We start from the raw sequence: 22,351 nt of genomic DNA on the forward strand, positions 1-22,351 counted from the left end.
TGCAGAGGGCGCGGCCAGGCGTCCTCTGCCCGGTCGCCGTGCCGGGGCAAAGGCAGCCGCCGCAGCTGACGGCGAACGGAACCGGCCCCGGGCCCCGTAGCGAACGGAACCTGCCCCGGTGCAGCATCGCCGTGCCGGGGCACAGGCAGCCGCCACGGCTGACGGCGAACGGAACCGCCTCCGTGGCGAACGGAACCGGCGCTTAACCCGGAACCGGTGCCCGTAGCAAACGGAACCGGCGTCCACGCCCCACTCCCAATCGTACCTCTTCGCGACCACGTAAACGGTTGCGGAGTTCCGTTCGCTGCAGATAGAATATGTGACAATTGTCACAAAATAACTGAATCCTATTGCAACACTTTTTGACAAATGTGATGAAAATCTATTTTCTAACGCTCTGTTACAGGCACATTACGCGGGCCTGAAGGCTGGCAGTCAGCACGCGTTATCGCCGCATACTGCTCAATACCCGGGAACGTACTCATTCGATCGTGGCATCTCTGCGGCGATCCTCAGCAAGTGGTCAAACAATAATGAAATTTAAATCGTTGATAGCAGGTGCATTACTGATTGGTAGCGGAATGGGCGCAGCGCAGGCAGAGAGCGACCCGCAATATCTGTCTGACTGGTGGCATCAGAGCGTAAACGTGGTGGGCAGCACCCATACCCGTTTCGGGCCGCAGTTTAATAACGACGTCTACCTGGAATATGAAGCCTTTACCAAACAGGAGTGGTTCGATTTTTACGGCTACATCGATTTGCCAAACTTCTTCGGTGCGGGCAACAGCAACGCCAATGGCATCTTCGATCACGGCACGCCGCTGTTTATGGAAATTGAGCCGCGCCTGTCGCTCGACAAGCTGGCGGGCACCAGCCTGGCATTCGGTCCGTTTAAAGAGTGGTTCTTTGCCAACAACTATATCTACGATATGGGCCGCAACAGCGACAACCGGCAGAACACCTGGTATATGGGTCTCGGTACCGATATCGACACCCACAGCGATGTCGGCCTCTCGCTTAACGTTTACGCCAAATATCAGTGGGAAAACTACGGCGCGGCCAACGAGAACAGTTGGGATGGTTACCGCTTCAAGGTAAAATACTTTGTGCCAATTACCGACCTGTGGGGCGGCAAGCTGAGCTATATCGGCTTCACCAACTTTGACTGGGGCTCCGATCTGCGCGATAAATCTGACCGCTCGCGCACCAGTAACTCTGTTGCCTCAAGTCATATTTTATCACTGAACTACGACCACTGGCACGTCTCTGCCGTTGCGCGTTATTTCCATAACGGCGGTCAGTGGGCGGATGGTCAGGAGCTGAATTTCGGCAATGGTCCGTTTGAAGTGAAATCAACCGGCTGGGGTTACTATCTGGTGGCAGGTTACAACTTCTAAGCATGGCAGTTTTGCCCCGCCGGATGCAGCGCCGGAGGGGCAAAAACAGAGGCGTTAATCCTGCGATTTCACGACGTTGATACGCCACGGAATGTTGAACTTATCGATAAACATGCCGAAGCCGTCTGACCAGAATGTTTTCTGCCATTCGGTCGTGATTTTGCCGCCAGCAGAGAGTTTATCAAACCACTCTTTGCCCTCTTTCTCGTCAGTGGTTGCCAGGCTTACCGCATAACCCGCGTGCTCAGACGCCGGTGGCTTGCTGGTATCGCCGTCGCTCAGCATCAGCTCGCCCTGACCAATCTGCAGATGTGCATGCATGATTTTTTCCGGTGGCAGCGGCGGTGCGGATTTATCGCCCACCTGCTCTCCCTGCTCCGGATTATCGCCGAAGGTCATTTTTTGCAGCACTTTGCCGCCGGTGGCCTGCAGGTAAAATTCGATGGCTTCTTCACAGCGACCATACAGAAACAAATAAGGACTTACTTGCATCGTTCCCTCCGCTTATCAGTTAGTGAGCTTTTGCACTCACCACTAAGTGTAGACGATCGCGTTCAGCCCCCGCCCGCGCTGGCTTTGGCTGATCCGTCGCTGTTTTTCGCCCATAAAAAATCCGGGCACAAGGCCCGGATAATTAACGCTCCGCAGGCGCGCTTACTTCTCTAATGCGTGGATATCCGCGCTGCCCTGATAAGGCTGTACCGTTTTATCCTTACGCTGCTTCGCCACGTCGCCAGCCGTTACGCGGGTGGTAACGCCGTTGCCCCAGCTGCTGCGAATAAAGTTCACCACATCCGCAACCTGCTGGTCGCTGAGACGCCAGCCAAATGCCGGCATGGTGATGGCCGTCGGCGCGCCTTTCACGCCTGGGAGCGTACCGCCCACCAGCACAATGTGGATCAGCGAAGCCGGATCGTCAGCCATCACGACCGGGTTGCCGCGCAGCGCCGGATAGAAGCGCTGATAGCCTGAACCGTCAGTTTTATGGCAGGCAGCACAGCTGTCTACGTAGACTGACGCGCCCGGCTGGCTGTCATCGCCGTGCCACAGCGCTTTCGCTACCGTATCATCCGGGGTAAATACCGCCTGCTGCGGATCTTTGGCGCCCAGCGACTTCAGATACTTCGCAATCGCGCTGATATCCTCATCGCTGAGATGCTGCAGGCTGTGTTCCACCACCTCGGTCATACCGCCAAACGCCGCGGTGTGATCGTTACGGCCAAAGCGCAGGAACTGCTTCAGCTCCTCTTCGCTCCAGCGGCCCAGCCCGTCACGGTTGTCACCGCGCAGATTGCTGGCGGTCCAGCCATCAATCGGTGCGTTGCTGCCGGCAAGGTAGTCGCTGCCGTCACCGTTGTTCAGCGCTTTCTCCTGCATCGTAATGCTGCGCGGCGTATGGCACGCTCCGCAGTGTCCGAGCCCTTCAACCAGATAGCGTCCGCGCGCCAGCGCCGGATCTTCCTGTGCGGCGGGCTGGAACGCTTTCACGTCCGGTGCAAAGATGCCGCGCCAGATCGCCAGCGGCCAGCGCATGGAGAGCGGCCAGGGAATGTCGCTCTCTTTGTTCGCCTGGCTGACCGGCGCCACGCCGTGCATAAAATAAGCGTAAAGCGCTTTCATATCCTCGTCGCTGACAACCGCGTAGGAGGGATAAGGCATCGCCGGATAGAGCGTATCGCCATTTTTCGCTACGCCATGACGCACTGCTTTCTGAAAGTCGTCATAGCTGTAGTCACCAATGCCGGTCGCTTTATCAGGTGTGATATTGGTGGAGTAGATGGTGCCAATCGGCGTCGCCATTGCCAGTCCGCCGGCAAACGGCTTGCCGCCGGCCGCGCTATGGCAGGCCACGCAGTCCCCGGCGCGCGCCAGATATTCACCGCGTTTGATCAGTGATTCGGCGGCCACATCGTCAGCCAGCGCGCTGAACGTCAGGGTGCCCAGCATCAGGGCCAAAACTGATTTCATCATCGTCATGTTCCTTATGCCTGTACCAGCGGACCCGGGTTTTTCAGATACTGTTCGCGGATCGCTTTCGCTGACCAGTAGCTCAGTGCAGCGACCATACCGGTCGGGTTATAGCCCAGCCCCTGCGGGAAAGCTGACGCCCCCGGCACAAAGACGTTGGGCACATCCCAGCTCTGCAGATAGCGGTTGACCGCGCTGGTCTGCGGATCTTCACCCATGATCGCACCGCCGCTCATATGTGTGGTCTGATAGGAGGTCGTATCAAAATGGGTTCCCGGCGCTTTGGCGGAGCCGATAATGGTTTTCGGGTTCATCGCCTCGGTGATCTTGCGCATCTTGCCAATCATAAACTGCGCCATTTTGATGTCGTTATCCTGCCAGTCAAAGGTCATACGCAGCAGCGGCTGGCCGTACGCATCTTTATAGTTGGGATCGAGATCGAGATAGTTAGCGCGATAGGACTGGTGCGCACCGTGCGCATCCATGGAAACATGGTGCGTATAGGTATCGGCTACCGCCGCTTTCCACTGGCTGCCCCAGCCTGGCGTACCAGCTGGCACCGGCACGCCGGAGATAGGCTTGGTGCCGGCCTGGTTAACCCAGAAAGGAGACCCGCCAACAAAACCGTGCGGCCCGTGATCAAAGTTGTCCGCGTTAAAATCATCTACCGCCACACCCGCCCCGCCTGCGCCGATAAACGGGTTGGTGGTGGTGTTTTTATCAAACAGCGCTTTCAGCGTGGAGAGATTCTGATAGGCGAAGTTGCGCCCCACCACGCCCTCATTAGTGATCGGATTATAAGGTTTGCCGATCCCGGAGAGCAGCATCAGATGAACATTGTGGAACTGGAAGGCGGAGAGGATCACCAGATCGGCCGGCTGCACCACTTCACGTCCCTGACCATCAAGGTAGGTTACGCCGGTAGCACGCTTTTTATCATCGGTCAGATTGACGCGCAGAACGTATGAATTGTTGCGCAGCTCAAACTTCGGCTCCTGACGCAGTGCCGGCAGGATATTGACGTTAGGCGACGCTTTGGAATACATGTAGCATGCGTAGCCGCTGCAGAAGCCGCAGAAGTTGCACGGCCCCATCTGTGCACCATAGGTATTAGTATAGGGTCCGGAGGTGTTCGCTGACGGCATATCATAAGGGTGATAGCCAACCGACTCCGCCGCCTGCGCAAACAGCTGCGCAGAGTAAGTACGCTTCTGTGCCGGCAGCGGAAAGTCGCTGGAGCGATCCGGCGCAAACGGGTTGCCGCCGTGCGCGTTATTGACCACTTTGCCCTTGATTGACCAGGCGCTGCCGGAGGTGCCAAACACCTTTTCGGCTTTGTCGAAGAACGGTTCCAGCTCATCGTAGCTGACGCCAAAATCCTGAATGGTCATGCCTTCCGGAATAAAGCTTTTACCGTAGCGCTGCTCATAGTGGCTGCGCAGATTCAGCTCAACCGGATCGACGCGGAAATGCACGCCGGACCAGTGCAGGCCCGCACCGCCGGTGCCGGTGCCGGGCAGAAAAGCGGCCAGCTGGCGATAAGGTACCGCGGTCTGCGACGCATCGTGACGGATAGTCACGGTGCTTTTAGAGAGGTCCTGAAACAGCTTTTTGCGAACGTTGTAGGTCAGTTCATCAATCGACTGCGGATAAGAGCCGTCCGGATAGGTGTCGCGATGCGGACCGCGCTCCAGCGCAACGACGTTAAGACCCGCTTCGGTCAGCTCTTTCGCCATAATGGCGCCCGCCCAGCCAAATCCCACAATCACTGCATCAACTTGTTTTAATTCGTTTGCCACGCTTACGCCCTCGCTCCGCGAATGTCGACTGACGGGAACGGATAACGTTCACCGCGCTCTACCCAATCCATAAAGTCGGCGCGGGCGCCCGGGAAGCCAATCAGCTTCCAGCCCACCATGCCCTGGTTGCCGCCATGAATCGGGTCGCAGAAAAAGCCTTCGCGGGTATTCTGCAGCAGGTAAGAGAAAAAGGTTTTTGCCGGCAGCTGGGCAAACTCAGCCTTACCGGTTTCGAAGGCGCTCAGCAGCGCATCCTGCTGTTCGCCGCTCAGGCTGGCGAACACCTTGCCATGCTGTTTCTGACTCCAGGCATTGGCGTCGGCAATGCCTAAGCGATAGATCTGCTGCGGCACCAGCGGCAGCTGGTAGCCCAGCTCTTTCGGCATATCCGGGTGAAAAGGTCCCTGCATATACCAGTTGCTGCCGGTGGCGTAAGGCGTATTCATCTGACGATCGATAAATTCCGGTACGCCTGCTTCCAGCGCGCCTGGCCCGCGCTCGTCGCTGGGGATCAGCCGCGCCACGGCGGCGGTGATGAAGGCAAACTCTTCGGCGGTAAACCAGCCTGGCTGATAGTCGCGTGCCGGCTGCGCTGGCGCTGCTGCATCGCTGGCAGCAGCAGGCGCGACCAGCACGCCCATGGCGGTTGAACCGACCGCCATAGCGGGTGCGAGGGTGATCGTCCTCAGCAGGAAATCACGACGTGAATGACCCTTTTTTTGTTCTGACATGACATTGCCTCAGTACCGCATATAATGCGGCATGGAAGGTTAAGTAGTTGCGTTGTAATGGTTTTTATTCTTGACTTAAGGGATACAGCACGTTTGTTACCGGTAACAAGATGACAATTGTAACACCGAAACGGTAACGAATTTAGTTTTCCGAAACAATTACGCACAAAATACTTAACATTTTCCCGCGCTGGTTTACATTCCGGCGACGGAATTGTCATGCCCGGAAACAACCCACTACAGACAGATAAACAGAAATAGCGGTATAAACGTGTCTACACCACAGCGGAGTGCTTATGTTTAAATCCTTTTTTCCGCGGCCCGGCGCATTTTTCAGCTCGGCAGCGATTTGGAGCGTGCTTGTTATTTTTGCCTGGTTTGGCTTTTTCAGCGACCTGCCGGCGCGCTGGCCCGCACTGCAGGCCGCGATGCAGCAGCCGCTGCCTACCAATGCCAGCCGGTTTATTCACGCCAGCCAGCTCTGGTTTTACGGCTACTACTGGTCTGCGGTTGCGCTGTTTGCCCTGGCGTGGATGATAATCGATCGCCATCCGTGGCAGCGCTGGTCGGTCTGGGGCACGGCGCTCATCATCTTTGTCACCTGGTTCAACGTTCAGGTCAACGTGGCGGTCAACGCCTGGTATGAGCCGTTTTACGATCTGATCCAGAAAGCGCTGACCAAAGCGGGTGCCGTACAGATAACCCAGTTTTATAGCGAAATCAGCGACTTTCTCGGTATAGCGCTTATCGCCGTGACGATTCTGGTCGCCAACGTCTTTTTCATCAGCCACTGGATTTTCCGCTGGCGTACCGCGATGAACAGCTACTACATGCACAACTGGCAGCGTCTGCGGCATGTGGAGGGGGCGGCACAGCGTGTGCAGGAAGATACGATGCGTTTCTCCACCACGCTGGAGGACTGGGGCGTCAGCTTTATTAAGGCGATCATGACGCTGGTAGCGTTCCTGCCGGTGCTGCTGGCGCTGTCGAAACATGTGAAAGATATACCGATTCTCGGTTCGATACCCTATGGCCTGGTGATCGCCGCTATTCTCTGGTCGGTGTTCGGCACCGCGCTGCTGGCGCTGGTCGGCATTAAGCTGCCGGGACTGGAGTTCCGCAATCAGCGGGTGGAAGCGGCCTACCGTAAAGAGCTGGTCTATGGCGAAGACGATCCGTCGCGCGCGTCACCGCCCACGGTGCAGGCGCTGTTCAGCCGGGTGCGCTACAACTATTTCCGGCTCTACTTCCACTACCTCTATTTCAACGTCACGCGTTTTCTCTATCTGCAGGTAGATAATGTCTTTGGCGTGTTTCTGCTGTTTCCGGCGATCGTGGCCGGTGCGCTGACGCTGGGCCTGATGAATCAGATCCTCAACGTGTTTGACCAGGTACGCTCCTCCTTCCAGTATCTGATCACCTCCTGGTCGACGCTGGTCGAGCTGATGTCTATCTACAAGCGTCTGCGCAGCTTTGAGCAGATCCTGCAGGATATCCCGCATCAGGAGATGCTGCGCGAGGCGGCGAAAGAGCCAGCCGGCGAGTAACGGCATCCTGGGCCCGCCTTCTGCATGGCCGGGAAGGCGGGCGCAGCCTGGTGCGGTGTCACCCTGGCAGGCAACTCAGCCTGCCATCACCTGAAACACTTTCTCTACCGCATACGCACCGGGATCTTTTACCCCATCCAGACTCTGCTGGTTGAGATAGGCTGAGCGTCCCGCTTTCGCACTGTTCATCTGCGCCGTAGCCTCTGCGCCCTGCGCCGCCGCCTGCGCGGCCGCCGTCAGCGATTCGCCCGCTACCAGTTTTTCCAGCGCCGGCTGCAGCGCATCAATCAGCGTGCGATCGCCCGGCTGCGCGCCGCCATAGTGCTTCATGCGCTCCAGCCCCTGCATCAGCGCCTCCGGCAGTGAGCTGCCCTCTTCCAGATGCTGTCCGGCGGAGGTAAACAGAATCGACATCAGTACGCCGCTGGAGCCGCCCATCGCCCCTGCCAGCTGCTCGCCAATCAGCGCGATCAGCGTCGGCAGCTCGTTCAGCGGCAGCTGCTTCTCCTGCAGCGCGCGCTGAATACGCTTTGCACCCGCAGCAAACGTGGAGCCGGTATCACCATCGCCGACCTTTGCGTCCAGCGCATTCAGTTCACTCTCCAGATCGATGAGCGTCTGCGTAACGCGCGTGATCCAGCCCGCCACCTCATCATTTTCAGAGGGATCGAAGTCGAGCGCGCTGCTGACTTTCTCTGCCGTCTGCAGATTGATGGGCGCAAACTCATAGGGCGCAACCCAGCCCTGCACCTGAACCGGTGCCTGCAGCGCCAGCAGGAACGGCTCTTCCAGCGCCAGCACGGAGAGTGAAAAGCCTTTCATATCCAGCGCGCTGACCAGCGTAGCGGGACCGATAAGATGGGTAATACGCGCGGCCAGCGGCGTGCGCAGGACTTCACGCGTCAGCAGCGCCAGCTCCAGCTGCGAAAAACCGCCTAAATTGTTGATAAGCAATAGCGCCAGCTTACCGTCCGGCAGCGCCTGCGCCAGTTTATCCGTCATCAGAGCGGTGATTTTTCCGCTGTCCTGCGTATCCAGCGTAATGACCCCCGGCTCGCCGTGGATCCCCATACCGAGTTCACTGTGGCCTGGCGCCACGCGCGCTTCGCGCTTCTCACCCGGAAGATGGCAGGTCGCAAACGCCAGACCAATAGAGAAAACAGACTCAATCGCCCGCTGCGCCAGCGCCTTCACCTCCTGCAGTGAATGCCCGTGCTCAGCCGCGTAGCCCGCAATCTTATGAACCAGTGCGGTGCCGGCGAGACCGCGCGGCTGCGGGTTTTCAGGCAGCGCAATATCATCCTCGACCATGACCAGTTCTACGTGATAGCCCAGGTTTTTGGCTTTCTCAGCCGCCAGACCAAAATTAAGGCGATCGCCGGTATAGTTTTTAACGATCAGCAGACAGCCCGCGTCACCGGTCACGTTGATAATGGCGTTAAGCACCGCCTCCACGCTGGGCGATGCGAAAATATCACCGCAGACGGCCGCAGTCAGCATCCCTTTGCCGACGAACCCGGCGTGCGCCGGCTCATGGCCCGATCCGCCACCTGAGATCAGCGCCACCCGGCTTTTATCCCAGTCTGAACGCACCACAACGCGGATATCATCGCCCAAATCGAGACGACGCAGGTTACGCCACGGCGTGCTGAGTAAAATACCTTCGATGGCTTCGTTAATCAGATCGTTCTTTTCATGCATAAAAAACTGGCTCATCGCTTTTTTCCCCCTGGTGTAGTTGTCACTAAAGGTAGCGCATCTGTGCAGAAAACCGTCAAAGCAACGCGCGGAAATGCAAAGGGCGGCACACGCCGCCCCTGAATCAGAAAAAGCCCTGCCGCTGCACCTTAGCCATGCTGCCTGACGCGCGTATAGATGGTTACCGCCGCCAGCAGCATCATGACGCCGCTTGCCATAAAGACGCCGCCCGCGCCCTGCAGGTCAAACATCCAGCCGCCGGCCGCCGCGCCCGCCGTGATCGCCAGCTGAATGGTCGCCACCAGCAGTCCGCCGCCCGACTCTGCATCATCAGGCACGGCACGCGAAATCCATGCTGACCAGCCGGTGGGCATGGAGCCAAATGCCAGTCCCCATAGCGCCACGCCGGCTCCCACCAGCCACGGCAGCTGCGCCATTGCGGAGAGTACCACCGCCGTCACGCTCATCAGCAGCGCCATGCCGGTCAGCGTCAGCGAGACGCTGCGCGTAACCAGCACGCCCGCCAGCGAGGTGCCAAAGAAGTTAGCTATTCCAAACGCCAGCAGCGCGAGCGACAGCTGATTAACGTTAAGCTGCGCGCTGCCCTCCAGATAAGGTCGCAGGTAGGTAAAGAAAGCAAAATGTCCGGTAAACATCAGGATCACCGCCAGCATGCCCCAGCGCATGACGCCCTGGCGCAGCAGATCAAGCACGCCGCCGCTTTGCGTCCGGTTTTCCGGCGGCATTGCCGGCAGCGTGAAGAACTGCCACAGCAGCGCCAGCACGCCCAGCAGCCCCGTCATCAGAAAAATGTTGCGCCAGCCAATCACATCGCCGAGATAGCTGCCGAGCGGTGCCGCAATAATTGTCGCCAGCGAGATGCCGCTAAAGACAATTGATAGCGCGCGCGGCACCTGCTCCGCCGGCACCAGTCGCATGGTAATGGCGGTTGACAGCGTCCAGAAGCCGCCAATCGCCATACCCAGCAGCACACGTGCCAGCAGGATCATCGGCAGACTGTCCGCCAGCGCCACCAGCAGCGCCGAGGCGATAAGCAGCAGGGTAAATGCCAGCATCACCAGACGACGATCAAACCGCCGCGTAAGCGTGCCGATCACCAGACTGGTGAGCAGCGCAACCAGCGCGGTTACCGTCACCGTCTGCCCCGCCTGACCTTCGCTGACCTGCAGCGACGCGGCTATCGGCGTCAGCAGGCTAACCGGCAGGAACTCAGCGGTGATCAGGCCAAACACGCCAAATGCCATGGCAAATACCGCGCCCCACGCGGGTTTTTCTGCCACCGCACGGGCAGCTGTCAGTTCAGTTTCCAGACTCATTTGCGATCCCCATCACAAAAAAATAGTTTCGCTAAGGATAGAGCGCTGCGGTAAGACGATCTATGATACAGAAAGTTTATTAGTTGATAATTCGTCTGGATTGCGATGAGCCGTTATAAAGATTTAACCAGCGAGCTGCTGATGGGCATGCGCCTGTACGGCGTAAAATATCAGCGTATTGCGCTGCATGCGCCTTTTGGCCTGCAGTATGACGACGCGCCTGGCCGGGCGCAGCTGCATTTTGTCGGGCGCGGTACGCTGCTGCTGCGCGCCGCTTCCGGTACGATCTATCCCCTGCAGGCGGGCGATGCGTTACTGATCCCGCACGGAAAAGCGCATGCGCTGATCTCAGATGAGACGGCGCACTGTGAACCGATCACCACGTTTAACAGTAAGCCCATCTGCCCCAGCGTCTGCGCGATCAACGATGCGGCAGATGCCGATCTCTGTCCGGCGGATAGCGATGTGATCCTGTTCAGCGCCTGCATGGCGTTTGAACTGGGCGGTATGCAGCCGCTGGTACACACCATGCCGGATGTCATGCTGGTCAGCACCCTGCTGAGACAGTATCCGGAAATCCAGCCGATTCTGGATGCGATGGAGCGGGAAACCCGCCAGCGCAAAGCGGGCTTCGCCGGTATTCTGTCGCGGCTGGCGGATGTGGTGGCCGCGCAGATCGTGCGCGGCTGGGTAGAGAACGGCTGCGGCGCCGGCAGCGGTCTGGTCCAGGCGCTGCGCGATCCGCGCCTGAGCCTGGCGATGGCGGCGATGCACCGTGCGCCGGGAGAAAACTGGACGGTGGAGCGGCTGGCGCGTGCGTCCGGCAGCTCGCGCTCGGTGTTTGCTGCCCGCTTTCAGAACGCCACCGGCATGACGCCGCTGCGCTATCTTACCGAACTGCGTATGCGGCTGGCGAAAGAGCGTATCGTTGATCAGGGCGAGGCGGTAGAGAGCGTTGCGTTTGAGCTTGGCTACGGATCGCTGGCTGCGTTCAGCCGCGCCTTTAAACGGATTACGGGCACGTCACCCGGCGCGCTGCGCGCCGGGCGGGAAGTGGCATAAGCGTTAGCGAAAGACGCTAATCGCCTCAACCAGGCGGTTCGCCTGATGCGCCATGCGGGTTGAGGCTTCTGCGCCTTCAGCCACGCGCGCGGCGTTTTGATGGGTGATATCATCCAGATCTTCTACCGCCGTGCTGACCTCGCTCAGCGCCGTGGCCTGCTCGGCGGTGGCTGCGCTGATCTGCGCAATCAGCGTCGTCACGTTCTGCACCTGGCTGACAATATCCTGCATGGTGCGGCCGGCGGCTGCCGCATAGTCGTTGCCTGACGCTACGCGGCTGGCGCTGGTCTCTACCAGCGTTTTGATTTCGCTGGCGGCTTTTGCGCTGCGCTGCGCGAGATTGCGCACTTCACCCGCGACTACGGCAAACCCTTTACCCTGCTCACCGGCCCGCGCCGCCTCTACCGCCGCATTGAGCGCGAGGATATTGGTCTGAAAGGCGATGCTGTCGATCACGCTGGTGATGCTGGCGATGCGTTTCGCGCTGTCGGCAATATCGCCCATCATGCCTGCCATCTCCTGCATCACCTCGCCACCTTTGATAGCAGCGTGGCTGGTGGTGCCCGACAGCGCATTGACCTCGCTGGCGGTTTCCGTGTTGCTCTTCACGGTGGCCGTCATCTCATTCATGGTGGCGGCCGTCTGCTGCACGTTAGCGGCTGCCTGTTCAGTCCGGCGGGAGAGCTCACTGTTACTGCGCGCCATCGCATCACTGGCACTGAGGACGTTGATCGCCTGGCCGCTGACGTCATCCACCAGCCAGCGGAACATCAGCCCCAGCTGGCCGATGGCGCGCAGCGTCATGCCGATTTCATCCACGCGGTCGGGCTGATCGACTTTATGGCTGTTGCCGGTCGCCACGCTCAGCGCCTGCTGGCACATCCGCTCGATGGGGCGTGAAATTTGCTGCTCCAGCCAGAGGCTCGCCAGCAGCAGGCAGAGTGCCGTCGCAACGCTGAAGCCGCCGAGTGCCAGCGCCGTCAGGCCTGCCCCCCAGGCGCTGCCCGCTATCAGCGGCAGCAGCAGCGCCAGCGCTGAACGAATGCGCCAGCGCAGCGGCAGCGTTTTCAGCAGTGAGGTGGCGCGGCGCCAGCCGCTGCCGATAATCAATCCTTTATAGAAGCAGCGTCCTTTGCTGCGCCCTTCGCGAAAATCGCGGTACAGGGTTTCAGCCTGCTGCACTTCCGCTGCTGAAGGTTTGGTCCGCACCGACATATAGCCGCGCACGCATCCTTCGCGTACCACCGGCACCGCATTGGCCCGCACCCAGTAGTGATCGCCATTCTTACGCCGGTTTTTCACCAGTGCGCTCCAGGGCTGCCCCTGCTTCAGGGTATGCCACATATCGGCAAAGGCTTCGGGCGGCATATCCGGATGGCGCACCATGTTGTGGGGCTGACCGTTTACCTCTTCCGGCGTGAAGCCGCTGACCTCAATAAAAGCGTCGTTGGCGTAGGTAATATGGCTGCTGAGATCGGTAGTCGACATCAGCGTCGCATCGTCATTGAAAACGAATTCACGCTGTGTCACGGGCTGGTTATTGCGCATACAGAGATCCCTGGTCAATTCAGGCTGATAAACATTATTCCGGATCTATCGGCTGATTAGCGGAACGACTTAAGCGCTGATGATTTATTTCTTGCTGCTAAAAAAGAGCAATTTTTATAAATGACTGTATTGAAGGGTAAAAACTGGAAGATGAAAACAGGATTATGCGTTGCGGCTCACACCATTATTTAGCCAGAATGGAGGAAACGGTAAATATTTACGGGCGCAGCAGCGCCCGCAGCGGGCGTTAACCCAAATCGATATTTTTCATGCCCCACCACCAGGTGAAGAGAAACCCGCCCGTCCAGGCGACCAGCAGACCGGCAAGATAGACCGCCATGCCGGCAAAAATGCCCTGTGCTGACGTCATCAGCGGCAGCGTCACCAGGCCGGAGGGGCCAAACACCGTATTCATCCCCACCGGCAGGCCGAGCCAGGCCACCAGACCGATAAAGAAGCCGCCCAGTGCACCCCCGCAGCAGGCGGTGATAAAAGGCTTGAGGCGCGGTAGCGTGACCCCGTAAATCAGCGGTTCCCCCACGCCCAGCAGCCCCGGCACAATAGCTCCTTTGATCTGGCTGCGCAGCAGCGACGCTTTTCCGGCTTTGCACCACAGCGCCAGCGAGGCACCGACCTGCCCCGCTCCCGCCATAGCCAGTATGGGAAACAGCGAATTAAAGCCCTGCGTCTCCATCAGCGCGAAATAGACCGGAATAAAGCCCTGATGGATACCAAACATCACCGCAATTAAAAACAGCCCGGCCAGAATGGCACAGCCAAACGGATTGTTATTGAGGTGAATAAACAGCCACGACATTCCTTTAAACAGCTCCCCCCCCACCGGCATAATGAGCAGAAACGTCACGGCGCCGGTAATAAGCAGCGTCAGCAGCGAGGTGAGGATCATATCCAGGTTATCGGGAATGATTTTACGCAGCTGCTTCTCTGTCCAGGCACCAAATATCGCGGCCAGCAGCACGCCGATAATGTTGCCGCGCGGATCGATCGTCAGCCCGAAAAAGTTCTCCATCCCGCTGTAGTACCCGACGGTGGCTTCCGGGCTGTAGCCAAGCACAAACAGCGAGGCGATAATCGCGCCGTTGACGCCGGTGCCGCCAAACGCTTTCTGCGCGTTATAGCCAATCAGAATGCTGAGAAAGGTAAACAGTCCTTTGCCAAACACTTTCATGTAGGCCACGGTCGCCAGCAGCCACGGGGCGTGCTCACCCGGCTGATTAAGGTGAAACAGTTGCTCGGTCAGGGTGGCAAAACCGAGCAGCAGGCCAGCTCCGATAAATCCCGGAATAAGCGGCGTAAAGATGGTGGCAAAGCAGGCGAGGAATCGGTGCAGCGCACTGCTCTGTTTCGCTTTTAACTGCTGCTTTTGCGCCTGGGCGACCGCCTGCAGATCCTGCGCCGGCGTGCCGTCATTGAGCAATAGCTGCATCTTTTCCGCCGCGGTTTGCGCCTTGCCCGGCCCCAGAACAATCTGCAGCTGGGCGTCGCTGACAATCACGCCCAGTACGCCCGGCAGCTGTTTCAGCTGCGGGCTATCCGCCAGCGCAGCATTCACCAGCGTCAGGCGCAGGCGGGTCATGCAGTTGCCGCACATCGCTACGTTACCCGGCCCGCCCACGGCCCGCAGAATATCGCGCAGCAGCGTTTCAGTGATTGCGGCCATCAGCGTACTCCTGAGTCACGTAATGCGGCGCGGATAAACCCGCGGTTCTGATCCAGCAGCGCGCGCGCCTCTTCCGCCGTCAGGCCCGCCAGCACCATGACGATAGCGGTTTTGCAGTGGCCGCCGCACGCCGTCAGCGCCTGCTGAGCCGTGACGTCGTCGCATTCGGTGGCCTGCTTAACGATGTTTATCTGGCGCTGAACCAGTTTCTGATTGGTAGCTTCCACGTCCACCATCAGGTTGCCATACACCTTGCCGCTGCGGATCATCGCGCCAGTGCTCAGCATATTCAGCACCAGCTTCTGTGCCGTGCCCGCCTTCATGCGCGACGATCCGGTGACGATCTCCGGCCCCACAACCGGCGTCAGCGCGACATCAGCCGCCTGCGCCATCGCGCTGTCGGGATTGCAGGTCAGCGCGGCGGTAAACGCGCCCTGTTCACGTGCGTAAGCGAGCGCGCCCAGCACATAGGGGGTGCGGCCGCTGGCCGCAATTCCGACCAGCACGTCCCGGGGGCTGAAACCGATATCCGCCAGATCCTGTGCGCCCTGTCCGGCGTTATCTTCCGCGTTCTCAACCGCCTGCAGGATCGCCGTATGCCCGCCGGCAATCAGCCCCACCACCTGACCGCGCGGCGTACCAAAAGTAGGCGGGCACTCACTGGCATCCAGGATACCGAGCCGGCCGGACGTGCCGGCGCCGCAGTAAATCAGTCGCCCGCCCTGGCTAAAGGCGTGCGCAATCGCCTCTGTGACCTGTGCGATCTGCGGCACAATCGCCTCTACCGCCAGCGCCACTTTTTTATCTTCGTCATTAATGACGCGCAGCATCGCTTCCGTGCTGAGCTCGTCAATATTCTGGCTGGCCGGATTGCGGCTCTCGGTGATCATCTTGTTGAGATCAAGGGTCATAATACGCTCCTGCAAATGAATAATTTATTCTGAAAAATTTATATCACAAAGAATTGTTAATTCATGTGCAGCGGCGCAGAATTTTTTTATTTTTACTGCAGGCATAAAAAAACCCGCCAGCGGCGGGTTTTGTTCTGCTTAGTAGCGGATCAGGTGGCGCTTTGCATACGCAGCTGCAGCTCGTAGGCGGCGGCCTGCTTAGCATCAAACTGATTTTCCCAGCGTGCAATGACCAGCACAGCGAGCGCATTTCCCACCACGTTCAGCGCCGTACGCGCCATATCCATGATGCGGTCAACGCCTGCGATAAACGCCAGCCCTTCAAGCGGGATCCCCACACTGCCCAGCGTCGCCAGCAGCACCACGAAGGAGACGCCCGGAACACCGGCAATCCCTTTTGAGGTTACCATCAGCGTCAGCACCAGGATGATCTCATCGGTCAGCGACAGGTCAATGCCGTAAAGCTGGGCAATAAAGATGGCGGCAATACTCTGATAGAGCGTAGAGCCATCCAGGTTGAAGGAGTAGCCGGTAGGCACCACAAAGCTGGTGATCGCTTTCGGCGCACCATACGCCTCCATCTTCTGCATAATGCGCGGCAGCACCGTCTCTGAACTGGAGGTAGAGTAAGCCAGAATCAGCTCATCCTTCAGAATACGCATCAGGGTCGTAATACGCAGCTTGCAGAAGCGCGCGACCGCACCGAGCACGACAAAGGCGAAAAACAGGATGGCGGCATAAACCAGCAGTACCAGTTTCGCCAGCGGGTAGAGCGATGCAAAACCGAAGTTCGCAATGGTCACCGCAATCAGTGCAAATACGCCCACCGGCGCATACCGCATGATCATATGAGTCACTTTGAACATGGTTTCTGATACCGAGCGGAACAGGCCGACCAGCGGATCGCGATGTTCCGACGGCAGCGCCGACAGACCCAGGCCAAACAGCACTGAGAAGAAAATAATCGGCAACATATCGCCTTTGACCAGCGAGGCGAAGATGTTCTGCGGGATCAGTGACAGGATGGTACTGACCAGGCCATGAGGAGCGCCCTGAACCGCTTCGGTGGTAGCTTCATATTTAGAGATGTCCACCGTTGCCAGCGTTGACATATCAATGCCGCTGCCGGGTTGGAATACGTTAGCCAGCGTGATGCCGACCACAATGGCAATGGTGGTGATCACTTCAAAATAGATAATGGTTTTCACCCCGATACGCCCGAGTTTTTTCGCGTCCCCGACGCCGGCAATGCCAACAATCAGCGAGGAAATAACAATCGGCACCACAATCATCTTGATCAGATGAATGAAGATATCACCGGCAGGAGTAAGAATATTGGTGATTAACCATTCACGATCGTCTGGCTGATTATGCAGCACGGTTCCTGCGATAATGCCGAGGATCAGGGCAATCAGGATCTGCCAGGCGAGGGTGAGTTTAAAACCTTTCATAACGCGTTATTTCCTCAGTTAAAACCCCTTTGCTCTGCTGCGAAGGTGCAGGAGATGGTACACACAGGGAAGTGAGCAAAAGCCCGATAAAATAGAGGGTTATAATGGGCTGTATTCCGCTTTGTTCTGCCGGCGGTTTGCGCCAGCGCAAGGATACAGCCTGAGTTGATACCTGCTGAACAGCGGCCAGATAAGTACCATTTTCACTACGGTAAATGCAACCCCCGGCGCGATAGCTTAAATCGTGCGCAGCTCAGTAGCATAAAATGCTGCTGTTATCCTGTGGCTATAACCCGCTGTTATGAAAAGCGTTAATTCGATAATTTTCCGCATAGCTATTCAGATCTGACGATTTTATCGCCCGGCGCGTTTGCTTAACATTTAATCACAAAACCCTCTGTTGCCTGCTGACAGCCGCTTTCAGCACGCTGCTTTTTTGCCGCAAAAAGCGCCGTTTTTGCGCGCTTTAGCGCATGCCGGCAGGCCGTGATCCAGACTGCAAAACCGAAACAAAGCCCCTGCCCCCTCTTCAATTAACCTTTGATTGACATATGATTAACATCTTCAAGGAGGTCAGCCATGAGCCAAATTCACAAGCATCCTGTACCCGCTGCCATCGCAGCGAACGCCCTGATTAATGCCGACGAGTATGCGGCGCGCTATCAGCAGTCCGTGGACGATGCTGACGCCTTCTGGGGTGAGCAGGGAAAGATTCTCGACTGGATCACGCCTTACAGCACGGTGAAAAATACCTCGTTTGCGCCGGGCAATATCTCTATTCGCTGGTATGAAGATGGCACGCTGAATCTTGCGGCTAACTGCCTGGATCGCCATCTGGCGACGCGGGGCGATCGCCCGGCCATTATCTGGGAAGGGGATGACGCCAGTGAAAGTAAAACGCTGACTTTCCGGGAGCTGCACGCTGACGTCTGCCGCATGGCAAATGTATTAACGCAGCTTGAGATTAAAAAAGGCGACGTGGTGGCCATTTATATGCCGATGGTGCCGGAGGCCGCTGTCGCCATGCTGGCCTGCGCGCGTATTGGTGCCGTGCATTCAGTGATTTTTGGCGGCTTTTCGCCGGAAGCCGTGGCGGGACGCGTGGTCGACAGCAACGCGAAGCTGGTGATCACGGCGGATGAGGGTATCCGCGCCGGACGTGCCATTCCGCTGAAAAAGAATGTTGATGACGCGCTGGCAAATCCGCTGGTGACCAGCGTGAAGCAGGTAATCGTATTTAAGCGCACCGGAAAAACCACGGAGTGGCATGAGGGACGCGATCTCTGGTGGCACGATCTGGTCAGCCAGGCCAGCGCAGAGCACGAAGCAGTGGCGGTTGAAGCGGAACACCCGCTGTTTATTCTGTACACCTCCGGTTCAACCGGCAAGCCAAAAGGCGTATTGCATACCACCGGCGGCTATCTGGTCTATGCGGCCAGCACCTTTAAATATGTCTTTGATTACCATGACGACGACGTTTACTGGTGCACCGCAGACGTCGGCTGGATCACCGGTCACAGCTATCTGCTCTACGGGCCGCTGGCCTGTGGCGCAACCACGCTGATGTTTGAAGGGGTGCCCAACTGGCCGAAGCCGAGCCGGATGGCAGAAGTCGTCGACAAGCATAACGTTACCCTGCTCTACACGGCGCCCACCGCGATTCGCGCGCTGATGGCGGAAGGCGATCGGGCGATTGAAGGCACCCGGCGCAGCAGCCTGCGCATCATGGGCTCCGTGGGTGAACCGATCAATCCGGAAGCCTGGGAGTGGTATTACAAAAAGATTGGCGACAGCCGCTGTCCCATCGTCGATACCTGGTGGCAGACTGAAACCGGCGGCTTTATGATCACGCCGCTGCCGGGCGCAACCGAGCTGAAAGCGGGCTCGGCCACCAAACCCTTCTTTGGCGTACAGCCGGCGCTGGTGGACAACGAAGGCAATCAGCTTGAGGGCGCAACCGAGGGTAACCTGGTTATTAATGACTCCTGGCCTGGTCAGGCGCGCACGCTGTTTGGCGATCATGAACGCTTTGAACAGACCTACTTCTCCACGTTTAAGCATCGCTACTTCAGCGGTGACGGCGCGCGGCGCGATGAAGATGGCTACTACTGGATCACCGGACGCGTGGATGATGTCCTGAACGTTTCCGGACATCGTCTGGGCACGGCAGAGATTGAGTCCGCGCTGGTTTCACATCCGAAAATTGCTGAAGCGGCCGTGGTCGGTATTCCGCACAGCATTAAAGGGCAGGCCATTTACGCCTATATCACCCTGAATCAGGGCGAAGAGCCGTCAGCGGAGCTGTATACGGAAGTGCGCAACTGGGTACGCAAAGAGATCGGCCCTATCGCCACGCCGGACGTGCTGCACTGGACCGACTCGCTGCCGAAAACCCGCTCCGGTAAAATTATGCGGCGTATTCTGCGCAAAATTGCAGCGGGCGATACCAGCAACTTTGGCGATACCTCTACGCTGGCCGATCCAGGTGTAGTAGAGAAATTACTGGAGGAGAAGCAGTCGATCGCCATGCCGTAATCGTTGCCCTTATCAGCGGAGAGCATCAGCCTGTCCCCGGCAGGCTTCTCTCCGTTAGTTCACCTTACGCCGTATGCTGTTCACCATCGCACAACCCTGATAACCAGAATATTCAATCCGTTAAATCACATTAATGTGAGATTTCCGTCTGCTTTGCCTCTGGAGAAACTGTGATGAATGACACCCTGAATCAACAGGAAGCCGTCTGGCAACAAATAGAAAATAACCCCCGTTTTCAGGAGCTGGTCCATAAGCGCCAGTCTTTTGCGCTGCTGCTGAGCATTATTATGCTGGTCCTGTATGTCGGGTTTATCCTGCTGATCGCGTTTGCGCCCGGCTGGCTCGGCACGCCGCTGCATGCCGGTACCAATGTGACGCGCGGTATTCCGATTGGCGTGGGCCTGATTGTGGTCTCTTTTCTGCTTACCGGCGTCTATGTCTGGCGCGCCAATGGCGAGTTTGATCGCCTGACTAAACAGATCGTCAGCGAGGTAAAATCATGAAGCGCGCGCTCCCGATTCTGCTGGCGCTGGCGCCAGCGGGCGTACTGGCGGCCGATGCGCTGACCGGCGACGTCCAGCAGCAGGCGACCAACTATGAAGCGATAATCATGTTTGTGGTGTTTGTCGCGTTCACGCTGGGTATTACCTGGTGGGCATCAAAGCGCACCCGCTCACGCAGCGACTACTACACCGCAGGCGGCAATATTACCGGCTTCCAGAATGGCCTGGCGATGGCGGGCGATTTTATGTCCGCCGCCTCATTTCTCGGTATTTCGGCGCTGGTCTATACCTCGGGCTATGACGGGCTGATCTATTCGCTCGGCTTTCTGGTCGGCTGGCCGATGATCCTGTTTCTGATCGCTGAGCGGCTGCGCAATCTCGGACGCTATACCTTTGCCGATGTGGCCTCCTACCGGCTGCAGCAGAAGCCGATCCGCACCCTCTCTGCCTGCGGTTCGCTGGTGGTGGTTGCGCTCTATCTGATTGCGCAGATGGTGGGGGCCGGCAAGCTTATCCAGCTGCTGTTCGGCCTTGATTATCATATCGCCGTGGTACTGGTTGGCATTCTGATGGTGCTCTATGTTCTGTTCGGCGGCATGCTCGCGACCACCTGGGTGCAGATCATCAAAGCGGTGCTGCTGCTGTTTGGTGCCAGCTTCATGGCGATTATGGTAATGAAAGCTACCGGTTTCAGCTTTAACACGCTGTTTACGGAGGCGATGGCGGTCCATCCTAAAGGCGCGGCGATTATGCAGCCCGGCGGACTGGTGAAAGATCCTATCTCCGCCCTGTCGCTGGGGCTGGGGCTGATGTTTGGTACAGCGGGACTGCCACACATTCTGATGCGCTTCTTTACCGTGGCGGATGCGCGCGAGGCGCGTAAAAGCGTGTTCTGGGCAACCGGCTTTATGGGTTACTTCTATTTCCTGACCTTTATTATCGGCTTTGGTGCGATTCTGCTGGTGGGTGCAAACCCGCTGTTTAAAGACGCCAGCGGCGCCCTGATTGGCGGCACCAATATGGCAGCGGTGCATCTATCGAATGCGGTAGGCGGCAGCCTGTTCCTCGGCTTTATCTCGGCGGTAGCTTTCGCCACGATTCTGGCCGTTGTCGCCGGGCTGACGCTGGCGGGCGCGTCGGCAGTGTCGCACGATCTCTACGCCAGCGTGATCCGCAAAGGTCAGGCAACGGAGCGTGAAGAGCTGCGCGTCTCTAAAATTACCGTGCTGGTGCTGGGTGTGGTTGCCATTGCGCTGGGGATCCTGTTTGAGAAGCAGAACATCGCCTTTATGGTCGGTCTGGCCTTCTCTATTGCAGCCAGCTGCAATTTCCCGATTATTTTGCTCTCCATGTACTGGTCGAAGCTCACCACACGCGGCGCGATGGTGGGCGGCTGGCTGGGACTGCTGACGGCGGTGGTGCTGATGATTCTGGGCCCTACCGTCTGGGTTCAGGTGCTGGGTCACGCTACCCCGGTCTATCCTTACGAGTACCCGGCGCTGTTCTCCATGCTGGTCGCTTTTGTCTGCACCTGGTTCTTTTCCATCACCGATCACTCCGCTCAGGGTGCACAGGAGCGTGCACGGTTCCGCGGACAGTTTATTCGTTCGCAAACCGGTATCGGTATTTCACAGGGGAAATCGCACTGATCGCAGCCGCACCGGGTTCGACACGGTCGCCATAAATGGCGTCATCGGATCCGGTGCGGGAATTGACGCGGGCGTCATGAATGGCGTCATCGGATCCGGTGCGGGAATTGACGCGGGCGTCATGAATGGCGCCCCTACGAGGGTGATGTGGGGGGCGCATTTATGCGCCCCTGGTTTATTACGCGCACCGCATCGACCGCCATAAATCGCGCTATTCAATCACGGGCGGACATCGACCAGGACGCCATTAATGGCGCCCCTACGGGGATGATGTAGGGGGCGCATTTATGCGCCCCTGGGTTATCGCACGCACGGTATCAACCGCCATAAATCGCGTTATTCAATCACGGGCGGGAATCGGCCAGGGCGTCATGAATGATGTCATCGGATCCGGTGCGGGAATCGACCAAGGCGTCATTAATTAATGACGCCCCTACATTATCCCCCGTAGGGGGCATGCGCCTCTGGTTTATTGCACGCACCGCATCAACCGCCATAAATCGCGTCATTCAGTCACGTGCGGGAATTGGCCAG

16 protein-coding genes are annotated in these 22,351 nt (G+C 58.0%); 6 read left to right on the forward strand and 10 right to left on the reverse strand.

What is annotated here, in order from left to right; all coding sequences use genetic code 11:
- The first annotated feature begins 533 nt into the window (after nt 1–533).
- Nucleotides 534–1,397 carry a nucleoside-specific channel-forming protein Tsx gene (locus tag DBY66_RS17490; RefSeq protein WP_039382084.1) on the forward strand — a complete coding sequence of 288 codons (864 nt, stop codon included), beginning with the start codon at nt 534–536 and terminating at the stop codon, nt 1,395–1,397.
- A 54-nt stretch (nt 1,398–1,451) separates the two neighbouring features.
- Here DBY66_RS17490 and yjdN read toward each other — a convergent pair whose 3' ends face one another.
- From yjdN to DBY66_RS17510, 4 genes are all read right to left on the reverse strand, one after another.
- On the reverse strand, nt 1,452–1,889 hold the full coding sequence (yjdN, locus tag DBY66_RS17495; RefSeq protein ID WP_039382083.1) for a VOC family metalloprotein YjdN: 438 nt from the start codon (nt 1,887–1,889) through the stop codon (nt 1,452–1,454).
- Between the two features lie 162 nt (nt 1,890–2,051).
- Nucleotides 2,052–3,368, reverse strand: a complete 1,317-nt coding sequence (locus DBY66_RS17500; RefSeq protein ID WP_039382082.1) for a cytochrome c — start codon at nt 3,366–3,368, stop codon at nt 2,052–2,054.
- 11 nt (nt 3,369–3,379) lie between these two features.
- On the reverse strand, nt 3,380–5,164 hold the full coding sequence (locus DBY66_RS17505) for a GMC family oxidoreductase (RefSeq protein WP_071668433.1): 1,785 nt from the start codon (nt 5,162–5,164) through the stop codon (nt 3,380–3,382).
- A 2-nt stretch (nt 5,165–5,166) separates the two neighbouring features.
- The gene (locus DBY66_RS17510) at nt 5,167–5,895 is read right to left on the reverse strand and encodes a gluconate 2-dehydrogenase subunit 3 family protein (RefSeq protein ID WP_094111316.1); all 729 of its coding nucleotides are present in this window, start codon (nt 5,893–5,895) and stop codon (nt 5,167–5,169) included.
- 296 nt (nt 5,896–6,191) lie between these two features.
- Between DBY66_RS17510 and sbmA the strand changes: the two genes are divergently transcribed.
- The gene (gene sbmA / locus DBY66_RS17515; RefSeq protein WP_039382072.1) at nt 6,192–7,442 is read left to right on the forward strand and encodes a peptide antibiotic transporter SbmA; all 1,251 of its coding nucleotides are present in this window, start codon (nt 6,192–6,194) and stop codon (nt 7,440–7,442) included.
- A 75-nt stretch (nt 7,443–7,517) separates the two neighbouring features.
- Here sbmA and DBY66_RS17520 read toward each other — a convergent pair whose 3' ends face one another.
- A complete protein-coding gene (locus tag DBY66_RS17520; RefSeq protein WP_094111314.1) occupies nt 7,518–9,158 on the reverse strand; it encodes a dihydroxyacetone kinase subunit DhaK in 1,641 nt (546 codons plus the stop codon).
- A 131-nt stretch (nt 9,159–9,289) separates the two neighbouring features.
- Entirely contained in the window at nt 9,290–10,477 is a 1,188-nt protein-coding gene (locus DBY66_RS17525) for an MFS transporter (protein ID WP_094111313.1), read from the reverse strand.
- Between the two features lie 105 nt (nt 10,478–10,582).
- On the opposite strand from DBY66_RS17525, the gene DBY66_RS17530 reads away from it, so the two are divergent.
- Nucleotides 10,583–11,539, forward strand: coding sequence for an AraC family transcriptional regulator (locus DBY66_RS17530; RefSeq protein WP_108570133.1), 957 nt, complete (start codon nt 10,583–10,585; stop codon nt 11,537–11,539).
- Between the two features lie 3 nt (nt 11,540–11,542).
- On the opposite strand, the gene DBY66_RS17535 is transcribed toward DBY66_RS17530, so the two are convergent.
- The 4 genes from DBY66_RS17535 to gltP all read right to left on the reverse strand — a co-directional run bounded on the left by DBY66_RS17535 (nt 11,543) and on the right by gltP (nt 17,130).
- Nucleotides 11,543–13,087, reverse strand: coding sequence for a PAS domain-containing methyl-accepting chemotaxis protein (locus DBY66_RS17535; protein ID WP_094111311.1), 1,545 nt, complete (start codon nt 13,085–13,087; stop codon nt 11,543–11,545).
- A 247-nt stretch (nt 13,088–13,334) separates the two neighbouring features.
- The gene (murP, locus tag DBY66_RS17540; RefSeq protein WP_108570132.1) at nt 13,335–14,768 is read right to left on the reverse strand and encodes a PTS N-acetylmuramic acid transporter subunit IIBC; all 1,434 of its coding nucleotides are present in this window, start codon (nt 14,766–14,768) and stop codon (nt 13,335–13,337) included.
- On the reverse strand, nt 14,768–15,679 hold the full coding sequence (murQ, locus tag DBY66_RS17545; protein WP_108570131.1) for an N-acetylmuramic acid 6-phosphate etherase: 912 nt from the start codon (nt 15,677–15,679) through the stop codon (nt 14,768–14,770). The genes murP and murQ overlap by 1 nt, the downstream gene beginning before the upstream one ends.
- A 149-nt stretch (nt 15,680–15,828) precedes the next feature.
- The gene (gene gltP, locus DBY66_RS17550) at nt 15,829–17,130 is read right to left on the reverse strand and encodes a glutamate/aspartate:proton symporter GltP (protein ID WP_071668440.1); all 1,302 of its coding nucleotides are present in this window, start codon (nt 17,128–17,130) and stop codon (nt 15,829–15,831) included.
- 579 nt (nt 17,131–17,709) lie between these two features.
- On the opposite strand from gltP, the gene acs reads away from it, so the two are divergent.
- From acs to DBY66_RS17565, 3 genes are all read left to right on the forward strand, one after another.
- On the forward strand, nt 17,710–19,665 hold the full coding sequence (gene acs, locus DBY66_RS17555) for an acetate--CoA ligase (protein WP_108570130.1): 1,956 nt from the start codon (nt 17,710–17,712) through the stop codon (nt 19,663–19,665).
- 173 nt (nt 19,666–19,838) lie between these two features.
- On the forward strand, nt 19,839–20,168 hold the full coding sequence (locus DBY66_RS17560) for a DUF485 domain-containing protein (protein WP_094111309.1): 330 nt from the start codon (nt 19,839–19,841) through the stop codon (nt 20,166–20,168).
- On the forward strand, nt 20,165–21,817 hold the full coding sequence (locus DBY66_RS17565) for a cation acetate symporter (RefSeq protein WP_094111308.1): 1,653 nt from the start codon (nt 20,165–20,167) through the stop codon (nt 21,815–21,817). Before DBY66_RS17560 ends, DBY66_RS17565 begins: the two co-directional genes overlap by 4 nt.
- Nucleotides 21,818–22,351 lie beyond the last annotated feature (534 nt).

The sequence above is a fragment of the Pantoea sp. RIT413 genome (assembly GCF_003057675.2).
In the GTDB taxonomy this organism is placed as follows: Bacteria; Pseudomonadota; Gammaproteobacteria; order Enterobacterales; family Enterobacteriaceae; genus Pantoea; species Pantoea eucrina.